This window comes from Antricoccus suffuscus (genome assembly GCF_003003235.1).
GTDB classification, from domain to species: Bacteria; Actinomycetota; Actinomycetes; order Mycobacteriales; family Antricoccaceae; genus Antricoccus; species Antricoccus suffuscus.
In genome coordinates, this window is sequence record NZ_PVUE01000009.1 from 109,729 (window position 1) to 134,878 (window position 25,150).

The 25,150-nt window shown below is 64.4% G+C and carries 22 protein-coding genes; 8 read left to right on the forward strand and 14 right to left on the reverse strand.

All coding sequences use genetic code 11. From position 1 onward, the window contains the following. The first annotated feature begins 22 nt into the window (after nucleotides 1-22). On the forward strand, nucleotides 23-1,840 hold the full coding sequence (locus CLV47_RS12110; protein ID WP_106349360.1) for an MFS transporter: 1,818 nt from the start codon (nucleotides 23-25) through the stop codon (nucleotides 1,838-1,840). 18 nt (nucleotides 1,841-1,858) lie between these two features. Here the strand turns inward: CLV47_RS12110 and CLV47_RS12115 are convergent, their stop codons facing one another. The 3 genes from CLV47_RS12115 to CLV47_RS12125 form a co-directional block, all read right to left on the reverse strand. Continuing rightward, nucleotides 1,859-3,205 (reverse strand): dipeptidase, encoded by a 1,347-nt coding sequence (locus CLV47_RS12115; RefSeq protein WP_106349311.1) that lies wholly within the window; start codon nucleotides 3,203-3,205, stop codon nucleotides 1,859-1,861. A gap of 12 nt (nucleotides 3,206-3,217) precedes the next feature. Continuing rightward, complete coding sequence (locus CLV47_RS12120; RefSeq protein WP_177557530.1) at nucleotides 3,218-3,676, reverse strand: DUF5709 domain-containing protein; 459 nt, start codon at nucleotides 3,674-3,676, stop codon at nucleotides 3,218-3,220. A gap of 102 nt (nucleotides 3,677-3,778) precedes the next feature. After that, the gene (locus CLV47_RS12125) at nucleotides 3,779-4,642 is read right to left on the reverse strand and encodes a TetR/AcrR family transcriptional regulator (protein ID WP_202862540.1); all 864 of its coding nucleotides are present in this window, start codon (nucleotides 4,640-4,642) and stop codon (nucleotides 3,779-3,781) included. Between the two features lie 120 nt (nucleotides 4,643-4,762). Between CLV47_RS12125 and CLV47_RS12130 the strand changes: the two genes are divergently transcribed. Then, entirely contained in the window at nucleotides 4,763-5,293 is a 531-nt protein-coding gene (locus CLV47_RS12130) for a hypothetical protein (protein WP_146135374.1), read from the forward strand. 62 nt (nucleotides 5,294-5,355) lie between these two features. Here the strand turns inward: CLV47_RS12130 and CLV47_RS12135 are convergent, their stop codons facing one another. Further along, nucleotides 5,356-5,826: a DUF5709 domain-containing protein gene (locus CLV47_RS12135; protein WP_202862541.1), complete on the reverse strand. Its 471-nt coding sequence runs from the start codon at nucleotides 5,824-5,826 to the stop codon at nucleotides 5,356-5,358. 232 nt (nucleotides 5,827-6,058) lie between these two features. Between CLV47_RS12135 and glgX the strand changes: the two genes are divergently transcribed. The 3 genes from glgX to treZ are packed head-to-tail and all read left to right on the forward strand — an operon-like array spanning nucleotide 6,059 to nucleotide 12,279. Next, nucleotides 6,059-8,170: a glycogen debranching protein GlgX gene (gene glgX, locus CLV47_RS12140; protein ID WP_106349313.1), complete on the forward strand. Its 2,112-nt coding sequence runs from the start codon at nucleotides 6,059-6,061 to the stop codon at nucleotides 8,168-8,170. 39 nt (nucleotides 8,171-8,209) lie between these two features. Beyond that, nucleotides 8,210-10,546 (forward strand): malto-oligosyltrehalose synthase, encoded by a 2,337-nt coding sequence (gene treY, locus CLV47_RS12145; RefSeq protein WP_106349314.1) that lies wholly within the window; start codon nucleotides 8,210-8,212, stop codon nucleotides 10,544-10,546. Further along, nucleotides 10,546-12,279: a malto-oligosyltrehalose trehalohydrolase gene (treZ, locus tag CLV47_RS12150; RefSeq protein ID WP_106349315.1), complete on the forward strand. Its 1,734-nt coding sequence runs from the start codon at nucleotides 10,546-10,548 to the stop codon at nucleotides 12,277-12,279. The genes treY and treZ overlap by 1 nt, the downstream gene beginning before the upstream one ends. On the opposite strand, the gene CLV47_RS12155 is transcribed toward treZ, so the two are convergent. The 5 genes from CLV47_RS12155 to CLV47_RS12175 all read right to left on the reverse strand — a co-directional run bounded on the left by CLV47_RS12155 (nucleotide 12,242) and on the right by CLV47_RS12175 (nucleotide 16,913). Continuing rightward, entirely contained in the window at nucleotides 12,242-12,781 is a 540-nt protein-coding gene (locus CLV47_RS12155; RefSeq protein WP_177557532.1) for a hypothetical protein, read from the reverse strand. The genes treZ and CLV47_RS12155 overlap by 38 nt on opposite strands. A gap of 126 nt (nucleotides 12,782-12,907) precedes the next feature. Next, a complete protein-coding gene (locus CLV47_RS12160; protein ID WP_106349316.1) occupies nucleotides 12,908-14,470 on the reverse strand; it encodes an AMP-binding protein in 1,563 nt (520 codons plus the stop codon). Between the two features lie 173 nt (nucleotides 14,471-14,643). Continuing rightward, nucleotides 14,644-15,384, reverse strand: a complete 741-nt coding sequence (gene arsM / locus CLV47_RS12165; RefSeq protein WP_106349317.1) for an arsenite methyltransferase — start codon at nucleotides 15,382-15,384, stop codon at nucleotides 14,644-14,646. A 147-nt stretch (nucleotides 15,385-15,531) separates the two neighbouring features. Beyond that, nucleotides 15,532-16,620 (reverse strand): ACR3 family arsenite efflux transporter, encoded by a 1,089-nt coding sequence (gene arsB, locus CLV47_RS12170; protein ID WP_106349318.1) that lies wholly within the window; start codon nucleotides 16,618-16,620, stop codon nucleotides 15,532-15,534. Then, entirely contained in the window at nucleotides 16,617-16,913 is a 297-nt protein-coding gene (locus CLV47_RS12175; protein ID WP_238145422.1) for an ArsR/SmtB family transcription factor, read from the reverse strand. The genes arsB and CLV47_RS12175 overlap by 4 nt, the downstream gene beginning before the upstream one ends. A gap of 190 nt (nucleotides 16,914-17,103) precedes the next feature. On the opposite strand from CLV47_RS12175, the gene treS reads away from it, so the two are divergent. Next, nucleotides 17,104-18,921, forward strand: a complete 1,818-nt coding sequence (gene treS, locus CLV47_RS12180) for a maltose alpha-D-glucosyltransferase (protein ID WP_238145423.1) — start codon at nucleotides 17,104-17,106, stop codon at nucleotides 18,919-18,921. Beyond that, on the forward strand, nucleotides 18,918-20,297 hold the full coding sequence (locus CLV47_RS12185) for a maltokinase N-terminal cap-like domain-containing protein (RefSeq protein ID WP_106349321.1): 1,380 nt from the start codon (nucleotides 18,918-18,920) through the stop codon (nucleotides 20,295-20,297). Before treS ends, CLV47_RS12185 begins: the two co-directional genes overlap by 4 nt. A gap of 270 nt (nucleotides 20,298-20,567) precedes the next feature. On the opposite strand, the gene phtC is transcribed toward CLV47_RS12185, so the two are convergent. From phtC to CLV47_RS12210, 5 genes are read right to left on the reverse strand one after another with little or no spacing between them, the layout of a single operon-like run. Next, the gene (gene phtC / locus CLV47_RS12190) at nucleotides 20,568-21,299 is read right to left on the reverse strand and encodes a 3,4-dihydroxyphthalate decarboxylase (protein WP_202862542.1); all 732 of its coding nucleotides are present in this window, start codon (nucleotides 21,297-21,299) and stop codon (nucleotides 20,568-20,570) included. 8 nt (nucleotides 21,300-21,307) lie between these two features. Beyond that, nucleotides 21,308-22,090, reverse strand: a complete 783-nt coding sequence (gene hcaB, locus CLV47_RS12195; RefSeq protein ID WP_106349323.1) for a 3-(cis-5,6-dihydroxycyclohexa-1,3-dien-1-yl)propanoate dehydrogenase — start codon at nucleotides 22,088-22,090, stop codon at nucleotides 21,308-21,310. After that, a complete protein-coding gene (locus CLV47_RS12200; protein WP_106349324.1) occupies nucleotides 22,087-22,362 on the reverse strand; it encodes a hypothetical protein in 276 nt (91 codons plus the stop codon). The genes hcaB and CLV47_RS12200 overlap by 4 nt, the downstream gene beginning before the upstream one ends. Next, the gene (locus tag CLV47_RS12205) at nucleotides 22,359-22,946 is read right to left on the reverse strand and encodes a 3-phenylpropionate/cinnamic acid dioxygenase subunit beta (RefSeq protein ID WP_106349325.1); all 588 of its coding nucleotides are present in this window, start codon (nucleotides 22,944-22,946) and stop codon (nucleotides 22,359-22,361) included. Before CLV47_RS12205 ends, CLV47_RS12200 begins: the two co-directional genes overlap by 4 nt. Beyond that, a complete protein-coding gene (locus CLV47_RS12210; RefSeq protein WP_106349326.1) occupies nucleotides 22,943-24,340 on the reverse strand; it encodes a Rieske 2Fe-2S domain-containing protein in 1,398 nt (465 codons plus the stop codon). Before CLV47_RS12210 ends, CLV47_RS12205 begins: the two co-directional genes overlap by 4 nt. 230 nt (nucleotides 24,341-24,570) lie before the next feature. On the opposite strand from CLV47_RS12210, the gene CLV47_RS12215 reads away from it, so the two are divergent. Then, nucleotides 24,571-25,146 (forward strand): NADPH-dependent FMN reductase, encoded by a 576-nt coding sequence (locus tag CLV47_RS12215; protein WP_146135375.1) that lies wholly within the window; start codon nucleotides 24,571-24,573, stop codon nucleotides 25,144-25,146. Nucleotides 25,147-25,150: the final 4 nt, after the last annotated feature.

A 25,150-nucleotide genomic window follows, 5' to 3' on the forward strand; every position in this document is an offset into this window, starting at 1 on the left:
CCGGAAAGGCCAATTGCAACGAATGAGTGATCAGACAATTAGCTCGGCAGGAGAGGGACCTCGCGTCATCGGCGATGTAGCCCTCGATGCGAGAGACCCGAAGGTCGTCGCGCCAGGGCGGCCGAAGCCCGCCGACACACCGGCGCGTGGCATCCAGACGCTGTGGGATCGCCGTTTACACAGCTACCCGTCCAACGGCCGGCGTTACATTTACTTAGCCATCACGGTCCTCGCGACCGTGATCCTCTACTACGAGTTGTATATCGGTGGCGCCGTCGCGACTCAGATCATCGCCGGCTTCGGAATGACCTTTACCCAGTTCGTCATGGTCTCGGTTATCGGTAACCTGCTTGGCGCGTTCGCGTCCTTGGTTGCGGGTCTCGCCGATCGCTGGGGCCGCGCCAATCTGGTGGCCTTCGGTCTCGTGGTCACCGGCGTTCTCATCGCGTTCGCTCTGCCGAATGCGCCCAACACGGCGTGGTACTTCATCTTCTTCGGGATCCTGAGCATCGTCGAGGGAATCATCCTGGTCGCCACGCCGGCGCTCATCCGGGACTTCTCACCGCAGCTCGGGCGGGCATCTGCGATGGGGTTCTGGACCCTTGGTCCGGTGCTTGGCAGTCTTCTTGTTACGGAGATCTCGAGCCACACTCTCGTGTCGCACCCGGACTGGCAGTTCCAGTTCTACCTCTGTGGTGGCATTGGACTCGTCGTCGCGGTCATCGCGATCTTCGCGCTTCGTGAGCTCTCGCCGGCGCTTCGCGATCAGCTCATGGTCAGCATGCAAGACAAGATGCTGATCGAGGCGCGGGCGAAGAACATCGACACCGAGAAGGCAGCACAAGGCCACTGGCGGCAGATGATGCACCTCGACATCGTCGGTTCGGCGTTCGCGATCGCCATCTTCCTGATGTTCTACTACATCGCCGTCGGCTTCTTCGTGATCTACTTCGTGACGATCTTCGGTTACTCCAGTGCGAAGGCGAACGGGCTAGCGAACTGGTACTGGATCAGCAACGCGATTGCACTTGTCGCTGCCGGGTTCATCTCCGACAAGTTCCGAGTCCGCAAACCGTTCATGATCATCGGATGCGTGGTCAGCCTCGTGGGGGCGGCGATCTTTGCAGAGAAGGCGGTTGAGCCGAATACGTCGTACTACACGTTCGCCGTGCTGATGATCTTCATCTCTGCGGGTGGCGGGTTGGCATACACCGCGTGGATGGCGAGCTTCACCGAGACGATCGAGAAGCACAACCCCGCGGCGACCGCCACCGGGCTCGCGGTGTGGGGCTGGATCGTGCGGATCGTCGTCACCTTGTCGCTGGTCGGATTTATCTTCGCCGTACCCGCGACCGCGGTACTGGTCGATCAGGACTCGAAAGTGTCCGCGATTGTCGCGCAGTACCCCGATCAGGTCGCGACTGCCGGAGCGATCGCGCCCGACACGCTTGCCGCACTGCAGAAGGATCCGACCGATCCGGCAGCCGGAGCGGCCGCAGTCAAGCAGATCATCGAGGCGAAACTCGCCAAGGACCCGGCCGAAGCGGTCGCCCGTCTCCAGAAACTGGGCACCGACCCGATCCCCGCTGCGGACGCGAAGTATCTGGCCGATAACGGCGCCAAGGTGACGCAGGCGGCCAAGGACACTGCGCAGCAGTGGCGGGTTTGGTGGTGGATCTGCGTAGGTGCGCAGGTGCTGTTCCTCCCGTTCGTCTTTGTGATGGCCGGTCGATGGAGTCCGAAGAAGGCACGCGAGGACGAGGAGCGTCACGAAGCGCTCGTCAAGGAAGAGATGAAGAAGCTCGAGGCCGAGCGCGCCGGTCAGAGCGTCGATGCCTAAGCGCGCTTAAGGCCGGACCTAGGCGCCGAGTTGTTCGAGAAACAACGCCTCGGCAACCGCGAGGTTTTCGATCTCGCCCGGATCCACGCTCTCATTGGGGGCGTGGATCCGGCATGTCGGCTCCTCGACGCCGATGAGCGCGATCTCCGCTTCAGGGAACTGGTCAGCAAGCACGTTGCACAGCGGAATCGAACCGCCCTGCCCGGCGGTCACCATTTGCTTCCCGTACGCCGCTTCCATCGCCCCACCCAGCGTGGCGTACGCCGGACCGCTGGTGCGTGCGGAGAACGGCGCGCCGATCGCTTCGGGTTCGACGGTGACACGCGCGCCCCACGGCGCGTGGCTCTTTAGATGCGCGCTCAACGCATCTAGTGCCGCCTGCGGATCCATCCCGGGAGGCACCCGCAGGTTGATCCGCGCCGATGCGCGGGGCTGTATCGCGGCGGCAGATCCGACTACAGGTGGGCAATCGATGCCAAGCACGGTCGCGGCGGGCCGTGCCCATACACGGTCTGCGACGGAACCTGCACCGACCAGATCGACGCCGTCCAGCACGCCCGCGTCCGCGCGGAACTGTGCTTCCGGGTAGTCCACGCCATCCCATATCTGATGGGAATCCAGGCCGTCGACGGCGGTGTCACCGTCCTCGTTGCGCAGCGTGGACAGCAGTTGCACCATCGCGGCCAATGCGTCCGGCGCTGGTCCGCCGTACATGCCGGAATGGATCTCACCGGTCATCGTCTCGAGATGCACGACGAGGTTGGCAATCCCGCGCAGGGAGGTAGTGACGGTCGGCGTACCGATGGCCGAGTTGCCGGTGTCCGCGATGAGGATGACATCCGCCTCGAACAGCTCTGGCCGCTGCCGGACGAGGTCTTCCAGGCCGCCGCCGCCCATCTCCTCTGAACCCTCGGACACAACCCGAACGCCGACCGGAAATTCTCCGAGCGCGCGCAGCGCGAGCAGATGCATGGCGATGTTGCCTTTGCAGTCCGCGGCGCCCCGGCCGTACCATCGACCGTCGCGCTCGCTGAGTTCAAAAGGCGGGCTGGCCCAGAGGCTCTCGTCACCTGCGGGCTGTACGTCGTAGTGGCTGTAGAGCAAAACCGTCGGCGTACCAGTAGGCCCCGGTTGATGCCCGACGACCGCGGTGCTGCCGTCGGAAGTGTCGATGAGTTCGATCTGTCCGACTCCCGCGCTCTGAAAGGCATCTCGCACCCATTCTGCGGCACGACGACACTCCTCTGGTGGTGCCTGTCGCGGATCGGCGATCGAGCGAATCGCGACGAGTGCTGCAAGCTCGCCGCGGATGGTGCTCAATCCGTCGTGGATGCTGGTGCGGAGGTCGTCCAGGCGTGCGGTCAAGGTCGTCGGCCCCTATGCGCGCTCAAGCGTGTCGTCGTACGGATTCTCCGTGTCTTCATCGTCGTACGGCCGATCGGGATCGCTCACGATGTGCACGGCGGCTTCTTCCGCACTGGCCGCGGCGCCGGCAATGCCTGCGTCCCAGGCCAATTCCTCGGGAGTGGTGTCCTCGCCCATTCCTCCATCGGGCGCGACGAGACGGCCGGCTCGGCTGTCCTGTACGTCGTCCGCGGCGTCGGTCTCGCACAGATCGGGTAACTCGCGCGACAGTTTGCGTTCGAGGCCTTCGCCCGCAAGCTCTTCGCTGTGGGTCATGCCGAATTTTGCGTCGCTGGGTTCGTAGTCGGGCGGCGAGTACGACGTCTCGTAGGGCTCGTCCGCATCCTCTCCGGTGAGTGTGCCGACTGCGTCCATCTCATCGACACCGTCGATACCGTCTGCGTAACCGGTGTCGCCGTTTCCATCAGCCATGACACAACTCCCATCCTGAGCGGGTATCCGTGTGGACTGAAATTTACGCCACTTTCTGCGGAAGTACATCGAAACGGCGGCCCGTCGCTCGCGGGTCGGCAATTACTCGAACAGGTCGTCCGTCTCCTCGAGCTGCTGACGCAGCTGCGTGACCCGTTTGTCGTCCCACGTCACATCAGGGTCTGGCTCGAGGTAGGTCATCACGACGCTGATCAGCCCCAACGACGCTAAGGACCAGTCCCCAGTTGCGCCGTACAGGTCGCCCGCGACGCGTTCGGTGGCGATGCTCGGCGTGGCAAGTGCTTTTACGATTAGCCCGCGCATCATCGCGTTGGCCAAATGCCCGACCGTTTCGAACGTTACGTCGATGCCGGCGCGTAGCCGCAACCCGAGCAGGTCCGCTATGGTCCGGTGGCTAGCGGCGATGCGCGCGGTGAATGCGCGTTCGGACTCGGCGAGCACTTCCTGGATCTGGTCGCGGAGGTCGCCCGGCGGCAAGCCGATGAAGGTGACCGTCAGGGCGAGGTAGGTGCGCCATTCGCGAGACTCGTTGATGTGCTGGAAGTCTTGCTGTCCGGTATCGCGGACCAGCTCCGCAGCAAGTTGTAGACGATCGATGGGGGATCGGATCGCATCGAGCCTCGCCAGCACGCTACGACGGACGAGCTCGGTGATCTCCTTGCTGCCGGTCGCCGACTTGGGCGCGTTGGCGCGCGCGAGGTCAAGGAGCAAGTCACCCAAGAAGAGGTCTTTGTTGGGCCAGCGGCGGTAGACGGTGCTGCGCGAGACGCCCGCGTCGCGGATGACGTCTTCGAGGCGAATGTGATCGAGGCTCACCGTCAGGCCGGTGGCCGCGACGGCGTCGGCCGCGGATCGCAGCATTCGTTGTTCGGTCTCGGCGTCGGACAGCCGCTGCCGGCGACGCCCGAATCCGGACTGCCGGGAGTCATCGGCCGAAGAACTCACTTGCATGTTCACCTCTTTGGGATATGGTGTCTCAAGTACCAAGTTTCAAGGCTCATCGACCTTGACTGTAGCTGGCGCCCCGGAGCCTCAGGAAAATTCGCGACCCGAAGGATGAAACAAATGACAACACTCGCGCCGCAACGAACGGTTCGTTCGGCTCGACAGCTCGCCGTACTCGCCATGTACGTGGGACTCGCCCTCTCGGCGGCTGCCGCTGCTGTGGTGATCATCGACCAGGCAACAAGCGACACTCTCTGGCGGCACATGATCGCCACCTACTCGGTCGATTACAACCACGTCGAAATGGCTGATAGTAAGTCGATACTTCTGACCTATCTGCTCTCGATCGCCGTCATTGGCATCGCCTGCTGGCTATGGATGGCATGGGCGGTGACGAAGGGGAAACGTTGGGCGCGCGCGGTCAGCACACTAATCTTCGTCTTAGCCGCGTGCATCGCGTTGTTCAATCTCGTTGGCTCCGAAGACGGCTACGGAAGGCTGCTGCCGACGCTGTATGGGCTCGTCGGCGTGCTACCTAGCGTGGCCGGTCTGGTGGCGGTCATATTGCTCTGGAGAAGGGGCACTAGCGATGATCACGACCTCCGGATCCGGCCGTCGACCGGCACGTCGAGAGTAAACGTCGCGCCGTAGTTCTCCTCGTCACCGAGGATGGTGACCGGCGCGACGGCGTTCACGACGGGACTTCGGTGGCGCTATTCGCCGGGGTCGTCGACGAGATGCACGGCAGCCTCCTCGGCGCTGGCCGCACTGCCGGCCTTGCCTGCGTCGTACGCGACCTCCTGCGCATCGGTGTCCGGGCGCGCACCCTCGTCGGGTGCGACAAGTCGTCCGGCCCGTGGATCGGAGGTCTCGTCGGCGGCGTCGTCCAGGCTGATGTCCGGTTCCTCTTCGGCGAGGCGTTCGTCGAGCGTCTCGCCCTCGCGTTCCTCGCGAGCGGTCATGCCATGACGCGCGGCGCTCGGCTCGTAGTCCGGGGGAGAGTACGACGTGTCGTAGGGCTCGTCCTGGTCGTCACCGGTCAACATATCGACGGCGTCCATATCCTCGACGCCGTCGATGCCATCGGTGTAGCCGCCGGTCTCGGATTCGGTCATCAACTCACTCCAGATCAGCTCGACGTATCTGCCAGTGCAGACGTTACGCGGGGTGACCTGATGCCGCATGATCCGAGACTTCGGATCCCACGATGTCGCTCCCGCGTCGCGCGTTTCTCTTCCTTGGCGCGCCACATCGGCCGCGACAACGACGAGGAAGCCGTGACTAGGTGTAGGGCGACTACCGCTCGCGCCGCGCCGACGCGGGTGGGACCTGCATGACGTGCACGACGGATTGGCAGTTGCCGTCGGAGCGATCAGGCGCAGGCACCATACTTATGGGGTCTGACGAAGGAGACACATGCAGATCTGGCCAGGTACCGCCTACCCGCTCGGTGCGACGTACGACGGTTCGGGCACCAACTTTGCGCTCTTCAGCGAAATCGCCGAACGCGTCGAGCTGTGCCTTTTCGACTCCGATGGGACCGAGACTCGGGCCGACCTGACCGAGGTAGACGCCCTGGTGTGGCACGCGTTCCTGCCCGACGTGCAGCCCGGTCAACTCTATGGCTACCGCGTGCACGGGCCCAACGACGCGGCGGCCGGGCATCGCTGCAACCCCGCCAAGCTTCTGCTCGACCCCTACGCGAAGGCCATCCACGGCACATTCGACTGGGATCAGAGCCTGTTTGGCTACAACTTCGGTGACGAGAACAGCCACAATGAGGACGACTCGGCCGCGCACATGCCGAAGTCCGTGGTCATCAACCCCTTCTTCGACTGGGGCAATGACCGGCAGGCCAAGCGGCCCTACACCGACACGGTCATTTACGAGGCACACGTCAAGGGCCTCACCCAACGACACCCGGACCTGCCAGAGCATCTGCGCGGAACGTACGCCGGGGTGGCCCACCCGGTGATCATCGAACACCTGAAATCGGTGGGAGTGACGGCACTCGAGCTGATGCCAGTGCACCATTTCGCCAACGACTCGACGCTCGTCGACAAGGGCCTGAGCAACTACTGGGGCTACAACACGATTGGGTTCTTCGCCCCAGATGCGAAGTACAGTTCGTCCGAAACACCGGGCGGCCAAGTCCAAGAATTCAAGGCGATGGTCCGCGCGTTGCACGCCGCCGATATCGAGGTAATCCTCGACGTGGTCTACAACCACACCGCCGAAGGCAGCCATCTTGGGCCGACGCTGAGTTTCCGGGGAATCGACAACGCGGCGTACTACCGGCTCGTCGATGACGACCCGCGGTACTACATGGACTACACCGGCACGGGCAACAGCTTCAACAGCCGCAACCCGCACTCGCTGCAGTTGATCATGGACTCGCTGCGCTACTGGGTCACCGAGATGCGGGTCGACGGGTTCCGATTCGATCTCGCCGCGACCCTGGCGCGCGAGTTTCACGACGTCGACCGGCTTTCGACGTTCTTCGAGCTCGTCCAGCAAGACCCGGTCATCAGTCAGGTGAAGCTGATCGCCGAACCGTGGGACGTCGGTCCAGGCGGCTACCAGGTCGGCAACTTTCCACCGTTGTGGACGGAGTGGAACGGCAAATACCGCGATACCGTGCGTGACTTCTGGCGCGGCGAGCCGTCCACGCTAGGCGAGTTCGCGGCCCGTTTGACCGGCTCGGCCGACCTCTACGAGCGTACGGCGCGGCGACCGGTCGCCAGCATCAACTTTGTCACGGCGCACGATGGATTCACTCTGCGGGATCTGGTGTCCTACAACGATAAACACAACGAGGCCAACGGCGAGGACAACAACGACGGCGAAAGCCACAACCGCTCGTGGAACTGCGGCGCCGAGGGGCCGACGGACGACGAAGGCATCCGAGAGCTACGTCGCAGGCAGCAGCGCAACTTCATCGCGACGTTAATCCTGTCCCAGGGTGTGCCCATGCTCAGCCACGGCGACGAACTTGGCCGCACTCAACAGGGCAATAACAATGTCTACTGTCAGGACAACGAGATCTCCTGGATCGACTGGGAGGAAGCCGATACCGAGCTCATCGACTTCACCCGAGCGGTCAGCGCGCTCCGCCGCGATCATCCGACGTTCCGGCGCCGCAGGTTCTTCGACGGCAAACCGGTACGCCGCAAAGGCGAGGATCCGCTGCCTGACATCGCGTGGCTTCGACCCGACGGTAGTGAGATGACCGACGAGGACTGGGACTCCGGATTCGGCAAGTCCATCGGCATGTTCCTCTACGGGCAGGGCATTCAGGGCACCGACATGCGCGGCGAGCCTATCGTCGACGACTCCTTTCTGATCTGTTTCTCGGCTCACTATGAAGAGATCGATTTCCACTTGCCCGGCGACGCGGACGAAGTATCGTGGCGGGTCGTGCTCGACACGAGTACGGCGGCGCAGCCCGAGGATGCCCAACCGATGCCCGGCGGCGGCACGTTCGCCCTCGGTCCGCGGGCACTCGTCGTGCTGCAGCGCAACGACTAGGGTGGCGGCGAAATTGGCCGGCGCAGGGAAAGGTAGTTGATGAGCACCGAGACCCGTCAGAGCAACGCACCGACCTCGACGTACCGGCTTCAGATCACCTCGGAACTCACGTTGCAGAGGGCCGCGCGGCTCGTCGGCTATCTGCGCGAGCTCGGGGTCGGCGCGATCTACGTTTCGCCGCTACTGAAGGCGACCGACGGGTCGATGCACGGGTACGACGTTGTCGACCACTCCCAAATCGACCCATCTCGAGGCGGCCCCGATGGGTTCGCCGAGCTTGCGAAGGCCAGCGCTGATGCCGGACTTGCCCTAGTCGTTGACATCGTGCCCAATCACATGGGTGTCGCGGATGCCGCCCAAAACGGTGTGTGGTGGGAGTTTCTGCGCATGGGCCGCGAGTCACCGGCCGCCCGGTGGTACGACGTGGACTACGAAGTCGCCGACGGCAAGGTGTTGCTGCCTGTGCTCGGTGACGGGTTCGACCTGGACCGGCAGCTGCGGTTGTACGTCGATAACAGCTCGGATGAGCCGCGTTACGAGCTGCACTACTACCAACACCGTTTCCCGGTGGCGCCCGGCACCTACACCGAGGGCGACACGGCGCGACGGGTGCACGAACGTCAGCACTATCGACTGGTCAACTACCGGCGCGCAGATACCGACCAGAACTACCGGCGGTTCTTTGCCGTCACGACACTGGCGGGTCTGCGCGTGGAGGACCCGTCGGTCTTCGATGCCACCCACGCTGAGATTCTGCGGTGGCTCCGCGACTATGGCGTCACGGGGATCCGGGTCGATCATCCGGACGGGCTCACCGACCCCGGCGACTACCTCGAGACGCTCGCCGCCCAAGCGCGGGGGGCGTGGATCACGGTCGAGAAGATCACCGAACCCGGCGAACACCTGCCGTCCTCCTGGCCGGTGGCCGGCACGACGGGCTACGACGTGCTCGCGGAGGTCAATACGCTTCTGTATGACGAGGATGCGTCAGAGAAGATGACTCGGATCTATCGAGACGTCACCGCTGACGAGAGGGACTGGGAGCAACACATCGCCGAAGGCAAGCGCCTCATCGCGACGACTATCCTCCAGGCGGAGATCCACCGCGTCGCGCGAGCCGTGCCCGGCGTCGAGTACGCCGTCGACGCGCTGACCGAGCTCGCCGTGGCGTTCGACGTCTACCGGTCCTACCTGCCACTCGGCCGAGAGCGTCTGGCGCGGGCGGCGCGGGTCGCCGCCGTACGCCGACCCGAACTGGCGCAGGCAATCGAGGCGTTGCAGCCGTGGCTGAGCGATCCGCAGACCGAGGCGTGCGCCCGGTTCCAGCAGGCGACCGGCGCGATCATGGCAAAGGGCGTCGAGGACACGGCGTACTACCGCTACAGCAGGGCGATCGGGCTCAACGAGGTCGGCGGCAACCCGGGCACCTTCGGCCTCAGCCTTGACGATTTTCATGCGGCACAACGCGAGCGGCTGCAGCGGGCGCCGTACAGCATGACGACGCTCTCGACGCACGACACCAAACGCGGCGAGGACGTTCGCGCGCGGCTCGCCGTCATCCCCGAGCTGGGGGACTCGTGGGCCGAGGTCGCGAGCCGTCTCGCCGCACTCGTCCCGATCCCGAACCGAGCGTTCGGATACCTTCTATGGCAGACGTTCGCGGCGACGGGGCTGATCGAACGGGACCGGATGCACGCGTACGCCGAAAAGGCAATGCGTGAGGCTGCCGACGGCACCGGTTGGATCGATCCCGACGCGGACTTCGAACGCGCGGTCCACGCGGCGGTTGACGCGGCGTACGACGACCCGACGGTCCGCGCGATCATTGAGGATTTCGCCGCGCGGCTGGTGCCGTACGGTTTGTCGAACTCGCTGAGCCAAAAGCTGATTCAGCTTACGATTCCTGGCGTGCCGGACGTCTATCAAGGAAGCGAGCTCGGCGAGGATTCGCTGGTAGACCCTGACAATCGTCGTCCTGTCGACTTCGAGGCGCACGCTGAAGCGCTGCGCGCCGTGTCGTCCGGGGGAGCGCTACCCACGCTCGACGAATCCGGCCTGGTCAAGATTTGGGTTACCAGCCGTGCGTTGCGCGCCCGCCGCGACTTGCCAAACCTCTTCCACACCTATCGACCGATGTACGCCGACGGCCCCGGCCGCGACCATCTAGTCGCGTTTGACCGCGGTGGGGCGATCACCGTCGCGACCCGGCTTCCGGTTGCGCTCGGAGACAAGTGGGCGTCCAGCACTCTGACATTGCCTGCCGCGCAGTACATCGACGCCATGACCGGATTGCGATACGAGGGGACGATACGGGTCGCCGACCTGCTCGATCGTTATCCCGTGGCGCTGCTGCTGCGCCGCGAAGGCGGTGCGTGATGGGGCAGGTCGCGGTGTGGGCGCCATTGGCGAGCGTCGTCCGACTCCAGATTGGTGACGATTCGCGCGTCGTACCAATGGATCCGGGCGCCGGCGGTTGGTGGTCGCTCGTGGACGGTGCGCTCGTCCCCGGCGCCGACTATGGCTTCCTGCTCGACGATGACCCGACGTGCCTGCCGGATCCGCGTAGCCGCTGGCAACCAGACGGCGTGCACGGCCCGAGCCGGATCTACCCTGACGACTTCGCATGGTCGGACGCATCGTGGCCCGGGCGCGACCTGACCGGCGCGGTCATCTATGAGCTGCACATCGGCACGTTCACCGCGGGCGCCACGCTGGACTCGGCGATCGAGCGGCTGGACTACCTCGTCGATCTCGGCATTACGCACGTAGAACTGCTGCCGCTCAACGCTTTTAACGGTGTATGGAATTGGGGCTACGACGGTGTCGACTGGTACGCCGTGCATGCGCCGTACGGCGGCCCGGACGCGCTGAAACGGTTCGTCGACGCGGCACACGCGCGCGGGCTGGCCGTGGTGCTCGATGTCGTCTACAACCACCTTGGCCCGAGCGGCAACTACCTGCCGCGGTTCGGCCCATATTTGAAGTCTGGGCGCAACACGTGGGGCGATTTGATCAACCTCGACGGGGAGGGCAGCGCTGAGGTGCGCCGCTACATCCTCGACAACGCGCTGATGTGGCTCGGCGAGTTCCACATCGACGGGCTGCGCCTGGATGCCGTACACGCGCTCGTCGACGAGTCTCCTACGCACATTCTCAAGCAGTTGGCGCTGGACGTCGCCGACCTCGAGAAGCAGGTGGGCCGGCCGTTGTCGCTGATCGCCGAGTCCGATCTCAACGACCCGAAGCTGATCACGCCGGACGACGAGGGCGGCTTCGGCCTCACCGGCCAGTGGGACGACGACGTCCATCATGCGCTGCACGCCCTGTTGACCGGCGAACGTCGCGGCTACTACGCCGATTTCGGATCGTTGGCCTGTCTGGCGAAGGTCTCGACTCGCGCGTTCTTCCACGACGGCACATACTCAAGCTTCCGCGGGCGTAACCACGGCTTCCCCGTCGACCGAGAACGCACTCCTGGCTGGCGCTTCGTGACGTTCCTGCAGGACCACGACCAGGTCGGCAACCGCGCGGCCGGCGACCGGCTCAGCGCGCTCACGACACCTGCGCTGCTGCGAGTGGGCGCGATGCTGCTGCTGACGTCGCCGTACACGCCGATGCTGTGGATGGGGGAGGAGTGGGCCGCGTCGACGCCGTGGCCGTTCTTCACCTCGCACCCCGAGCCGGACCTTGCGAAGGCCGTGAGCGCGGGCCGGCTGGCCGAGTTTTCCGGATATGGCTGGGATCCGACGACGATGCCCGACCCGCAAGACCCGGCGACCTACCGCAGCGCCGTACTGCGCTGGGACGAGTTGACGGCGCCCGCGCACGCCTCGCTCCTGGACTTCTACCGATCGCTTATCGCGCTGCGCGCGGCCACGCCGGACCTGTCCGACCCGCGCCTGGACCGCACGCAAGTGGAGTACGACGAGGACTCTCGTTGGGTCGTGATCCATCGAGGCGGGCACCGTGTCGTAGCCAATCTCGCGGACAATCCGCAGTCCGTGTCGCTCCCGGGCGCGGTCGAGATCGTGCTCGCCACCGCGGACGGCGTACTGCTCGGCGATGATGCGCTCACGTTGCCGTCGCAGTCCGCGGCGATCGTGCGATAACGGCTGACCGCCGGTCCGACCAGCTCTTATCGAGCAGGCGACGCCAGAGCGGAGTGGCCGCGAAGGCCGTCCCGCCGAGAGCCACCGTGGCGATGCCGAGGTCGACAGAGATACGGCCCTGCTTTGCCCAGTAGACGTCCTTCAGGTCCAGCAGGAGGGCGAACTCGTCGACGATGAGCGCGAGTCCGAACCCATAAGCGAGCGCGACCATCGGATGGTGCCGCCGCTGCTCTTTGCCTGCGACTTCTAGCGCTCCGACGCCGGCCAGTGAAGCGATGCCCCACATGTAGTGGTGCAGATGTTCACCACCAACGCTCAGGTTCTTGAACGGTCCCTTGCCGGCGTGTATGGCGTGGGTGATCGCGCGTACGGCCGCGAACGAACCGGTGAAGCCGGCCCACGACACCAGAATCGACCGCTCCCGCCTGCCCATGTCCTCCCGGTATGCCGCGGCGATCCGTCGCAACGCGCTTGGGTGCAACGGTGTCTGCAAGGTCGCCATGCACTTACTGTAGGGCCGGGGTCGCGCGATCGGCAATCGGCAGCCGGCCGTCCGCAGCGATCGTGGCTGATTTGATCTCGCGCGTAGAGAAAGGGACTCTATAGCGCCCTTTGTCTACACACGAGACTAGCGTGCGCCGGATTCGCTGGCCCGCAGCGCCTTTTTCTCGATCTTCCCGACCGACGTCTTGGGCAAGGAATCGACGAACTCCACCAGGGTCGGCACCTTGAATGGTGCCAGACGGCTCCCGCAGTGCTCGATGATCTGGTCTGCGGTCAACTCGACGCCGCCCCCGATAACGACGAAGGCCTTGACGGCCTCGTCCCGGATCGGGTCCGGCACGCCGATAACGGCGGCTTCCAGTATGTGATCGTGGAGTAGAAGCGCGGCCTCGACTTCGCTCGCTGAAATGTTTTCGCCGGCCCGCTTGATGACGTCCTTCTGGCGGTCGAAAAAGTAGACGTAGCCTTTCTCGTCGACGTACCCGTTGTCGCCGGAATAGAACCAGCCGTCCCGGATCGCCTGCGCGGTCGCCTCGGGGTCCTTGAAGTAGCCCTTCATGATCGTCCGGCCGGGGATGCCCGAGACGATGATCTCGCCAACGTCGCCAGTGGGGACGTCCTCACCGTCCGCATCGACGATCCTGACTTGCCGGTCGTACGCCGGAAGCCCGATCGACGGCCATCTTTTCTCGCCGAAGACCGGTGCGATGGTCACGACGGTCATGGTCTCGCTGAGTCCGTATCCGTTGACGAGCTCGAGGCCGAATCGCCGCTCGAACTCCGCCTTCTCCGAGTCCAGCACGTTGATGGCGTAGAAGTTGCGGCGTACGGCGTGGTCCCGGTCGGTCTGCGCCGCCGGTTGCGCGAGCAGCGTGCGTACCTGCATCGCGACCAGGCTTACCGCCGTTGCCTCGTGCCGGCGGATCTGGTCCCAAAACTTGCTCGCCCTGTATTCCTCCAACAGCACGCAGGTAGCGCCGACGGTAAGGGCCGCGAGCACGGTCAGCGACTGCGCGTTGACGTGGAACGCCGGAAGCGCGGTAAGCACCCGGTCCGAGTCACTCACCGCGGTGCATCGGGAGGCTCGCTCGCCGGAGTGCAGGCAGTTGGCGTGCGTCAGCATGACGGCCTTCGGCTGTGACGTCGTGCCGGACGTGAAGATCATCTGCATGACGTCCTCGCTTCCGACTGCGACATCCGCCGCTGGCTGATGGACCGCCACCATCTCGTCGTACGACGTCCAGCCTTCCGGCGCCGCGCCTGGCATGCGCGCCAAAATCCGGTGTCGCACGCCGTCGGCAGACTCCAGCGCGTCGTCGATCACCTGGCGGTACGGCGGCGAGCACACCACCGCGACGGCATCGGACAGGTCGAGGATGTGCCGCATCTCGGGGGCGGTGTTTGCGGTGTTCGATGGGACCGCGATAGCGCCGATCCAGCCGATGCCGAACCAGGCGAAGAGGAACTCCGGACAGTTCGGGAGCTGGATGACTACAGCGTCGCCCTTGGCGATGCCCAGCGACGCGAAGCCGGCCGCCGCGCTCTGCACATGAATGAGAAACTCGGCGTAGGTGTATTCGAGGACGTTTCCCGCCTGGTCCTCGAACACGAGGTACGTCTTGTCCGGATAGCGATTCGCGCGCTCAGTGAGGAGATCTCGCAGGTTGCGTTCACCGATCAGATCCATCGTGCTGCACTCCTTAGCCCGTGAACAGGTCTCGGCCCCAGTCTGCCCCATGGCTCGGGTCATCGAGGTGAGCGAAGGCCCGGGTATTGCGCGCTTGTGACGTGATTGCTCGCCACGTGCTTCGGTCGCTGGCGGGTGTCACGACCACCTCAACTGCTGGATTAAGCCACTACTCAGAGGTGCGGTCGCGACGCCTTGATGAGTGCGGAGTGGGCGTACTCGTGCACCTGATGGCTCGGCGTAATCGTGATGTCGGTGAAACCCGCGTCCGCGAGGTAGTGCTCGAACTGGCCGCGGGTGAGGGCGCCGGCAACGCAGCCGGTCCACTGCTGCATATCCTCGCGGACCTCCTCAGGCATGTCGTCGGACGCGATGACGTCGCTGAAGGCGATCCGTCCGCCGGGTCGGATAACGCGGGCCGTTTCGCGCAGCACGACCTGCTTGTCCGCCGCGAGATTGATGACGCAGTTCGACAATGCGATGTCGACCGAGCCGTCCGGCAACGGGATCTCCTCGAGGTAGCCCTTGAGGAACTCGACGTTAGTGACTCCGGCCGAAGCGGCGTTGCCTCGAGCCTTCTCGAGCATCTCGTCGGTCATGTCCAGCCCGTAGACCTTGCCGCTGGGTCCGACTCGTTGTGCCGAGATGAGTACGTCGCCACCGGTACCGGAGCCGAGGTCGAGGACGGTCTCACCCTCTTGAAGGTCGGCGACCTGCGTGGGTACGCCGCATCCTAGCGAGCCGCTGAGGGCCTCGTTCTGGTCGTTCTCGCCATACAGGGTGGCGCCGAATACGCCGCCGCGGTCGAGGTCGCTCGTGCCGGCGGGCCCGCAGCAGCTGGTGGTCGTGCTCGGACTGGTCGCGGCCGCGGCGTACCGTCGGCGGACCGTCTCGCGGATGTCATTTGTGGTCATGGATTCCTCCGTATGTATCGACTGTTCCGTGCGTGCTTAGGTGCGCTCTGATGCGGCGAACTGCGTGATGAGGATTTGGACGTGGCGTGTGATGTCGTCGCGGATCTGTCGCATTCGTGCGATTCCGGTGACGCCTTGGGCGTGGTCTCATGAGCGCGTGCCTTCGGTGGAGCTCGCAGGCGAGATTCTCTTGCGGAGCTTGAGGCTGACGTAGACGAGGGCGACGAGTGCTGGGACTTCGATGAGTGGTCCGACGACTCCGGCGAGTGCTTGTCCACTGGCCGCGCCGAACGTACCGATCGCGACCGCTATCGCCAGCTCGAAGTTGTTGCCCGCCGCAGTGAACGCGACGGTCGCCGACCGCGGATAGTCCATCCCGACGAGCCGGCTGGTGTAGTACGCGCCGGTCCACATGAGCGCGAAGTACAGGAGCAAGGGGACGGCAATTCGTGCGACGTCGAAGGGACGATCAAGAATTTGCCTGCCTTGCAAGGAGAACAGGATCACGATCGTGAACAACAGGCCGTATAAGGCCAACGGCGAGATGCGCCTCAAGTAGGTGTTCTCGTACCACTGTCGGTCGCGGACTCGTTCGAGTATCCGGCGGCCCAAGAAGCCGGCGGCAAGTGGAATCCCGAGGAAGATCAGTACCGACTTAGCGATCTGCCACATAGATACATCGAGTGTTCCGGTCTGTAGTCCGAGCCAGCCCGGAAGCAGGTCAAGGTAGAACCAACCGAGCCCGGCGAACATGACGACCTGGAATATCGAGTTCAGCGTGACGAGGAACGCCGCGGCATTCCGGTCGCCGCAGGCGAGGTCGTTCCATACGACAACCATCGCAATACATCGTGCGAGGCCGACGATGATCAGACCCGTGCGGTACTCGGGCAGGTCAGGCAGTAGCAGCCACGCGAGCGTAAACATGATGGCCGGCCCAACGACCCAGTTCAGGATCAGACTTACGACCATCAGCCGACGGTCGGCTGCCACGGCGCCGAACTGGTCGTAGCGCACCTTCGCCAGCGGCGGGTACATCATGACCAGCAAGCCGAGTGCGATTGGAACAGAAACACCGTCGACCTGTATGGCGGACAGCGCGTCCGGCAGACCCGGCACGGTCGCGCCTAAGGCCAGCCCGGCAAGCATGGCGAGTCCGATCCAGACCGGTAGAAACCGATCCAGCAGACCCAGTCGGGCCGTTCTTTGTGGCTCATTAGTAACGGCGAGACTCACGGCGCGCTCAGCACCTCGCGGGATCCCAGCAACGAAGCCACTCGCTGACGCGCCTCATCAACGGGCCAGTAATAGACCCACGTACCGCGACGCTCACTGTCGATTAGCCCGGCGATCCGTAACGACTTCAAATGGTGCGAGATCGTCGGCGCGGTCAGCTCGAATGAGGCAAGCAGGTCGCACACGCACACCGGCTCGTCCCTGGAGGCAATCAGGCTGTATAGCTGCAGGCGCACCGGATCGCCCAGCGCCTTGAACACTTTCGCGAACCCCACGGCATCGGCGGAGTCCATCGGTGCACTCTGCAGGGGTGCGCAACACTGATTCGACATGCGCCTAATTAAACATTCTTCGAATCAACGGTGCAAGGCGTTGTGCCGATGCTGTTTAGAAATTTCGGGGTCTCGGTCGGTGCAGATCAGTACGACGGGCGTGGCAGACTTGATCCGAGATGTCCATGACGTCAACGCCAAGGATGGTTTCGTGACCGATCTGGTCTTGAACACGCGTGATCCGGAGTGGTTTAAACGCGCGGTCTTTTATGAGGTCCTCGTGCGCGGCTTCAACGACTCCAACGGTGATGGCACCGGCGACCTTCGTGGCCTCATCGACAAACTCGACTACCTGCACTGGCTCGGCGTTGACTGCTTGTGGCTTCCGCCGTTCTTTCCGTCTCCACTCCGCGATGGCGGGTACGACGTATCCGACTATGTCGGCGTGCTCCCGGAATTCGGGACGCTGGATGACTTCGCCGACTTCTTGAAGGCGGCGCACGAACGCGGTATCCGGGTGATCATCGACTTCGTCATGAACCACACCTCTGACGCGCATCCGTGGTTTCAGCAGTCCCGCGAGGATCCCGATGGGCCGTACGGCGACTTCTATGTGTGGGCCGACGATGACACTCGCTATCCGGACGCGCGGATCATCTTCGTGGACACCGAGCAGTCCAACTGGACCTTCGACCGGGTGCGCAAGCAGTATTTCTGGCACCGGTTCTTTTCCCACCAGCCCGATCTCAACTTCGACAACCCGGCCGTCGTCGAGGCGATCATGGACGCGATCCGGTTTTGGCTCGACATGGGCATCGACGGCTTCCGGCTCGACGCGGTGCCTTACCTCTTCGAGCGGGACGGCACGAACGGCGAGAACCTGCCAGAGACGCACTCGCTGCTGAAACGGCTCCGTAAGGAGATCGACGACAGCTACCCGGACCGGGTGCTGCTGTGCGAGGCCAACCAGTGGCCGGCCGACGTCGTGGAGTACTTCGGCGACTTTGACGCGGGCGGGGACGAGTGCCATATGGCGTTTCACTTCCCGGTGATGCCGCGCATTTTCATGGCAGTACGGCGCGAGCAGCGCTACCCAATCTCGGAGATTCTCGCCCAGACTCCAGATATACCGGATACCTGTCAGTGGGGGATCTTCCTGCGCAATCACGACGAGCTGACGCTGGAGATGGTCTCCGACGAAGAGCGCGACTACATGTGGGATGAATACGCGCAGGATCCCCGGATGAAGGCCAACATTGGCATCCGTCGGCGACTCGCCCCATTGCTCGACAACGACCGCAATCGCGTCGAGCTGTTCACGGCGCTGCTGATGTCGTTGCCCGGTTCACCGGTGCTCTACTACGGCGACGAGATCGGGATGGGCGACAACATCTGGCTTGGCGACCGGGACGGCGTGCGCACCCCGATGCAGTGGACTCCGGATCGCAATGCCGGGTTTTCGCGATGCGAACCGGCCCGGCTCTACCTGCCGGTCAACTCCGACTCCGTCTACGGCTACCAGGCCACCAACGTTGAGTCGCAGACCCGCAACACGTCGTCGCTACTGCACTGGACCAGGCGGATGATCTCCTTGCGCAAGGCTAATCCGGCATTTGGCCTGGGTACCTTCAGCGACCTGGGCGGCTCCAATCCCTCAGTGCTGTCGTTTGCTCGGACGTACGGCGACGACGTGGTCATCTGCGTCAACAACCTGTCGCGGTTCCCGCAGGCGGTCAAGCTGGACCTGCGACACTGGGAGGGTTCCGAGCCGATCGAGATGACCGGCGGCAGCAGGTTCCCCGCGATCGGAGAGCTTCCGTATCTGCTGACGATTGCCGGACATGGCTTCTACTGGCTGCGAATTCCGGCCGAGCAACCTGGCATGAGCACGGGGTTGCCCGCATCCGAAGGCGATGAGAGCTATGCCGATACGCAGCTGCAGGCGGACGAAGGGTCGGGCTCGCTGGTCGCAAGCGAAGACGCCGACGGTGACGATGGCGCTGCGTCAACGGAAGGAGCGGCGAAGTGAAGATCAGCTCCGCCGAAGTCGGCCGGGTACTGAGCGACTGGCTCGGTCAGCAGCGCTGGTACGCCGGGAAGTCGCGTGCCGGGTCGGTGCACGCGCGGCAGTTGGCGACGCTGACCGAGGACCCTCACCCGGTGCAGATTTGGATTGCCGACATTACCTACGAGAACGGCGATGTCGAGCACTACCAGGTGCCGCTGGTGCTGCGCGACGAGCCCGCGCAGCAGCTCGATCACGTCTTCGTCGGCGCGATGCTCGATGAAGACGGCGAGTCGACGGTCCACCTGTACGACGCGCTGCACGACAAGGACGTGACCGGCGCATGGCTCGATGCGCTCGTCGCGGAGGCCGAGATCGACGGGCTTCGGTTCGTGCGCCGCGTCGCTCCTGATGAGATGCCAGTGGGCGAGCCGAGCCTGGCGTTGTCGGCCGAGCAGTCCAACACCTCGATCGTGTTTGGCGACGCGGCCATCATGAAGACCTTCCGGCGGATTGAGGCAGGGCTCAACCCTGACATCGAGATCCACGGCGCGTTGGCCGATCTCGGGGGCGAGCATGTCGCGAATCTTCTCGGGCATGTCACCGCGACGATCGACGGCGAGCCATGGAGCCTGGCAATGCTGCAGGACTTCATGGTCACCGCGACCGATGGTTGGAAGCTGGCCACGACCAGCGTGCGAGACCTGATGGCGGAGGGTGACCTGCACGCCGATGAGGTTGGCGGCGACTTCGCCTCGGAGGCGCACCGGCTCGGGCAGTCGACGGCGCAGGTGCACGCCGACCTTGCCGCGGCGTTCGGTACGACGAATCTCTCGCCGGACGACGTGCGCGCACGAGTCGCCGCAATGCTGACGCGCCTCGATGCCGCGCTCATCGAAGTCGCCGAGCTGGCTCCAGTCGCGTCGGACCTTCGGCGGCTTTACGAAGCGGTCGCGGACTTGGGCACCGTCGTACCGGCCCAACGAGTGCACGGCGACTTGCACCTCGGGCAGGTGCTGCGGACGGCGCGGCGATGGATCTTGCTCGACTTCGAAGGTGAGCCGGCTAAGAGCATCATCGAGCGCCGCGCCCTCGACTCGCCGTTGCGTGATGTCGCCGGGATGCTGCGTAGCTTCGACTACGCCGCGCGATATCAGTTGTCTGAGGGCGAGGGTACGGCGCAGACCGAGGCCCGATCGCGTGAGTGGACCACCCGAAACCGAGACGCCTACTGCGCGGGGTACGCCGAGGAAAGCAGCGCCGATCCGCGCGAGGGTGCCGTGCTGCTGCGCGCCCTTGAGGCGGACAAGGCCGTCTACGAGGCGGTGTACGAGGCGCGCAATCGTCCGAGCTGGCTGCCGGTGCCGCTGGCATCACTGCATCGCCTGGCCGCCGAGTAGGTGGCATCTTCCGCGCAGAAAAGTCCCGTCGGTAGACGACAGCGACGTCGTGGAACCGACGGGACCTTTCGCTACTAAACCGGTGATCGCCGAAGCCGTTGGTGCTCTTCGCGAAGCCACTTGCGCGGCCCGGCTCGTGTTCCCTCCCCCGGGAAATTCATGAAATATTCGACACGAATGTCGAACGTTGGAAAGATACTACGGTCAATGTTTGCGTCATGTACGGCAAATGACCTGGTCATGTGACCAAATCTACTTATTTCGAGGCTCTCATGCATCCTCGTGTGGCCGCAGGCGGGCAAGCTCGTGACGCCAGGCGGTCGCGAGGTTAAGCGTGGCGCCCAGGTCGGGTAGCAGGCGAAGATCTTCCTCGGGAATTGGCCTGAGAGCTCCGCCTGCGCCCAGGATCTTCAAAGAGAGCCCGGCGAGGGTGTTCACCGAGGCGGCCCGTAGCACCGCCTCGGCAACTGTGTCGCCGGTCGAGATGAGACCGTGCCCGCGCATGAGCACGACCGGATACGACCCGAGGCAGTCGGCGACCTCGACACCTAGCTCGGTGGTGTTAATGAGCACCGATCGCGGGTAAACCGGGACGCCGCCTCGGACGAGCGCGGCACCGGGCAGATCGTATGCGCCTACGATCGGCTGCAGGCGCACGCCGGCGAGGTCGGCCGCAACGACGTCGGCGGGATGCGCGTGCACGACGCACGTCACGTCGCTGCGGGCGTTCAATACCTCGACGTGTAGAGGAAGTTCGTGGGGCGGGGTCCAGCCGCCGGCGAGCTCCCCGGCCGCACCGGGCGATCCGTCTCGGGCGACGAGGTGAATGTCTGTGGGTGTCGTGTGGGCGAGGCCCCGTTCGCGAGGTCCGCGGCACCGGATCAGCAACTGGTCTCCGACCCGAACGCTGATGTGTCCGAGGATCCCGGGGGCGAGATCGCGACCTGCTAGGACACGACAGCCGTCGGAGACCTGTTGCCGAAGCTCTGCAAGATCATTCACGACGCAGGTCATTGGCCGACACCGGTGCCGCCGTCGCTGTGCACGACTCGTCCGGTTATGCCGCGGGCACGGTCGGAGGCAAGGAAGACGTAGCCCCAGGCGTGGTCTTCCGGGCCTAGTGCGACGTGCAACGGCGTCCTGGCCGCCAGTTCGCGCGCCCGATCGGGGCCAGACAGCCGAGTCTCCTGCAGTCCGAATGAGGTCAGGCCGCGCAGGTCGGTGTTCAGGGTGCCGCCCGGAGCGACCCCGTTGACGCGGATGTCCGGTGCGAGCTCGTGGGCGAGGGTGGTGACCAGGCCCCGGGTGGCGAACTTCGACGCGACGTACAAGGTGCCACCGCGACCGGCGGCGTACGCCGAAGTCGACTCCGTCAGCACGATGTTTCCCCCTGAGGCGCGGAGGGCCGGAATGGCCGCCTTTGCGCTGCGTAGGTAGGAGAGCACGTTGACGGAGAAGATCTCATCGAAGGCAGGGCCGAGCTCGTCATCGCTGATGTCCTCGAGCTGCCGGTAGAAGTCGAAGATCCCGACGCAGCTGACCAGTACGTCGAGTCCGCCGAAGGCGTCGACGGATTCGGTGACGGCCCGCTGGTTCGCGGCCGCGGTGGTCGCGTCGCCCTCGACGACGAGGAGGTCGGGGTCTGCCTCCGTCAGACTGGCGCATTTGGCCCGGTCCAGTTCGAGTACGCCGACCGCGGCGCCCTCCGCGCGGAAGGCGGCCACCACGCCTCTGCCGATCCCCGAACCGCCACCGACGACCAGGGCGCGCTTGCCGGCCAGCCAGCTGCTCACCGGCCGTTCTCCGCGTCTTGGTCGAACAGCGGCGCGAAGGGTCTACCGACCATGGCCGAGAACGTGGCCTCGTTCTGCCAGGTCAGCGACTCGAGTTCGAGCGGGTCGATACTCACCCACTGGCCGGACTTCGGCGACTCGATCAGGAGCCGGACACCGTTGCGGGTGTGCACCTTGGAGACGGAGACCTCGGAGAACTCGTTGCCGATGACGAGCGCATCGCCTTCGCGTCCGGCCCGCAGCGCCGCAAGCTCCTCCTGGTGGCCACTCATAGGAACACCGCGAGGTTCTGGGTGCGTAATACCGACTCGTCGACGGTGATGTGGCGGCGGGCGAGGCGCCAGTCGCGATCCTCCCGCCGAAGAAGGTCGACTCTTCCGGCCGAGACGAAGGAGGGTTCGGCGATGTCCCCGCGACTGCGAAAGAGTAGTACGGCGGATTCGACGATGAGTTCGTTGTCGTTGTCTGTGGCGAAGGTGCGCACATTCGAAAGGTGATGCCGGACTCGCGAGGGTGGATCCTCGGTCCAGGCGTGCTCGGTGTGTAGCCGGGCGACGCGTCTGTTCAGTGAGTACTTGTCCTCGTCGAAGTGCGCCATCCGACGTGCCGTGTCGAAGCTGGAGGCTGCGGCGGTGGTGATTCGGATGGGCATGAAGTAGTGGATGTCATCGCTCATCAGGTCGAGCCACCGCTCATAGTCCTGATCGTCGAGGAGGTACGCCTCATCGATAAGCCACCGGTGTGCGAGCAGGTGCCGGGCGTCATCGAACGGCAGCGACGAGCCAATGCGCTCAGTCCGGGAGGCGTGCTGACCGAGTGGGCTATCGGTCGACTGGATCGGGACCCGGGCGCTCACGTTGGATCTCCGGCCAACTCGAGGTCCGGCTGCTGCCTGCCTACGGTGATCTGACTGACGTCGAGCGGCGGCCTCTCTAGGTAGTCGGCCCACTCGCCGAGCAGATGCCGCTGGTTGTACTCGCCGTACCCGACATGAGCGACGCCTGGGCCGGCGAACTGCTCCGGAGTCAACGGCGGCACGACCGGACTCCCGTCTTCCAGCATTCCCATTCGGCCGTTGAGCAGCAGCCGGCGGGCCATGCTGCCGCCGGCCGTGGTGGTCAGCGAAACCCAGTTCTCGACGTCGTCTTGTTCGAACATCCCGCTGCTGCCGAAACACATCAGGTAGGCCTTGTAGGAGAGTTCCTTGAACGACTCGGGGGCCTCCTTGTCGACGACGAACCAGGACAACACCTCGGTCTCGTTGGCGCTGATCGGTTGCCAGAGTCGGAGCGAGATAAACGGGACAACGGCATCGCTGTCGGCGACTTTGGGCCAGTTGTGCACCAGGCTGAGGTTCGGGAAGGCCGACGCCGCCGAGACCATGAATCCATCTCGTCCGATGACATCCTGTTGCTGGGCGGTCCACTGCTCCTTCATCCGGGCGGCCATGTCAGCGGGATAGCCGACGTACGCCATGGACTCCTCGAAGGATCCGGGCGGCAGTTTGTACGTCGTACCACCGCCCCGCCCAGCCCAATAGGTGTTGCCATCCTTGCGTTTTTGGGCCTGAGGTTCCCGGAAGAGCCCGATTTCGACGACGGAGGTATGCGTGTGCGGGGTGTGGTACATGTCCCCGGCGAAGTTCTCTGCCCCGATCTTCCAGTTGGCGTTAATGCGCCAGCGCTGTGGCCCCAACAGTTCGCAGCCGCTGGCGCTCTGCTTCGTGTAGTAGTCGAGATAGAAACCGAAGCCGCCGAGGTAGTCGGTCAGCGAGGGTGCGTCCGGATCCATGGATATGAAGATCAGGCCGTTGTAGGTGTCGAGCCGCGGTGCCGGCAGCAGCCGCTTTCCCTTGCGTGCGAAGCCTTCCTCGCCGCCGTAGGCGTCCTTGTGGAAGGGAAGGCCGGCAATGCGGCCGTCATTTCGATAGGACCAGCCGTGGTACGGGCAGCGGAAATGGGAGGCGTTGCCCTCTTCAGCGCGGCACACCTGCATGCCACGGTGCAGGCACATGTTGAACATGGCGTGCACGTCGCCGTCCTGATCGCGGCTCACGATGAAGGAGTCCTCCAGCACGCGGCGTACGACGTAGTCGCCCACTTGCGGGATCTCAGACTCGTGCGCCAGGAACATCCAGGCGCGGCTGAACAGACGCTCGCACTCGGCGGTGAAAACCTCGGCGTCGTTGTAGATGTGCGCCGGCAGCATGCCCCGTCGAACATTCGCCAGTACCCGGGCAGCGTCGCGCATGAGGCCTCGATCCTAATTCTGAATAGCAGAAGTATATTCTTCTGAGGCCGCCACGCTTTGTCAAATGCGCGGGCGCTGGGAGTTCGTCTCGTCGCGGGCGCAGTTGTGTTCAGAAATTTGCAGAGGACGCTTCTGCAATACAACGCGATGAGTTAGTGTCGGCGTGCTGTGTCACAGTCGTAGCCGGATCGGGTGAGGGAAAGTGGGCTCAAAGTGAGCAGGGACCTCAAGTGAGCAGGGACATGGTGCTGTGCGGCTTGATCGGGAGCATCCGACGAGATTCGTTCAACCGGAAACTGATGCAGGCCGCCGTCGATCGTGCCCCGACCGGTGTCGATATCCGCGTGGCCGACGTGGTCGGCAAACTCCCTCTCTTCAACGAGGATCTCCTCGTTGACGAGCCGTCGATCGTCCTCGAGCTGAAACGGCGCGTGGCGGAGGCTGATGCGTTGCTGATCGCGACGCCCGAATACAACGGCGGCGTTCCGGGACCGTTGAAGAACGCGCTGGACTGGCTCTCGATACCGCTCGGTCAGTCCGTTCTGCAACACAAGCCCGTGGCCATCATCGGTGCCTCGGCGGGCCGACTGGGCACTGCCCGGAGCCAGTTTGAGCTCCGACATACTTTCGTCTTCTCTCGATCGCCGGTTGTGCCGGGGCCCGAGCTGCTGCTCAGCATGGCCGCGGGCGCGTTTGACGAGGAGTATCGACTGACCGATCCCGTCGCGATCGAACGCCTCGACCAGATCTTCGAGGGCCTTGGAAGTCTGGTTCGGATGCAACAGCAGGAGGGAGCGATCTTGTGATCGC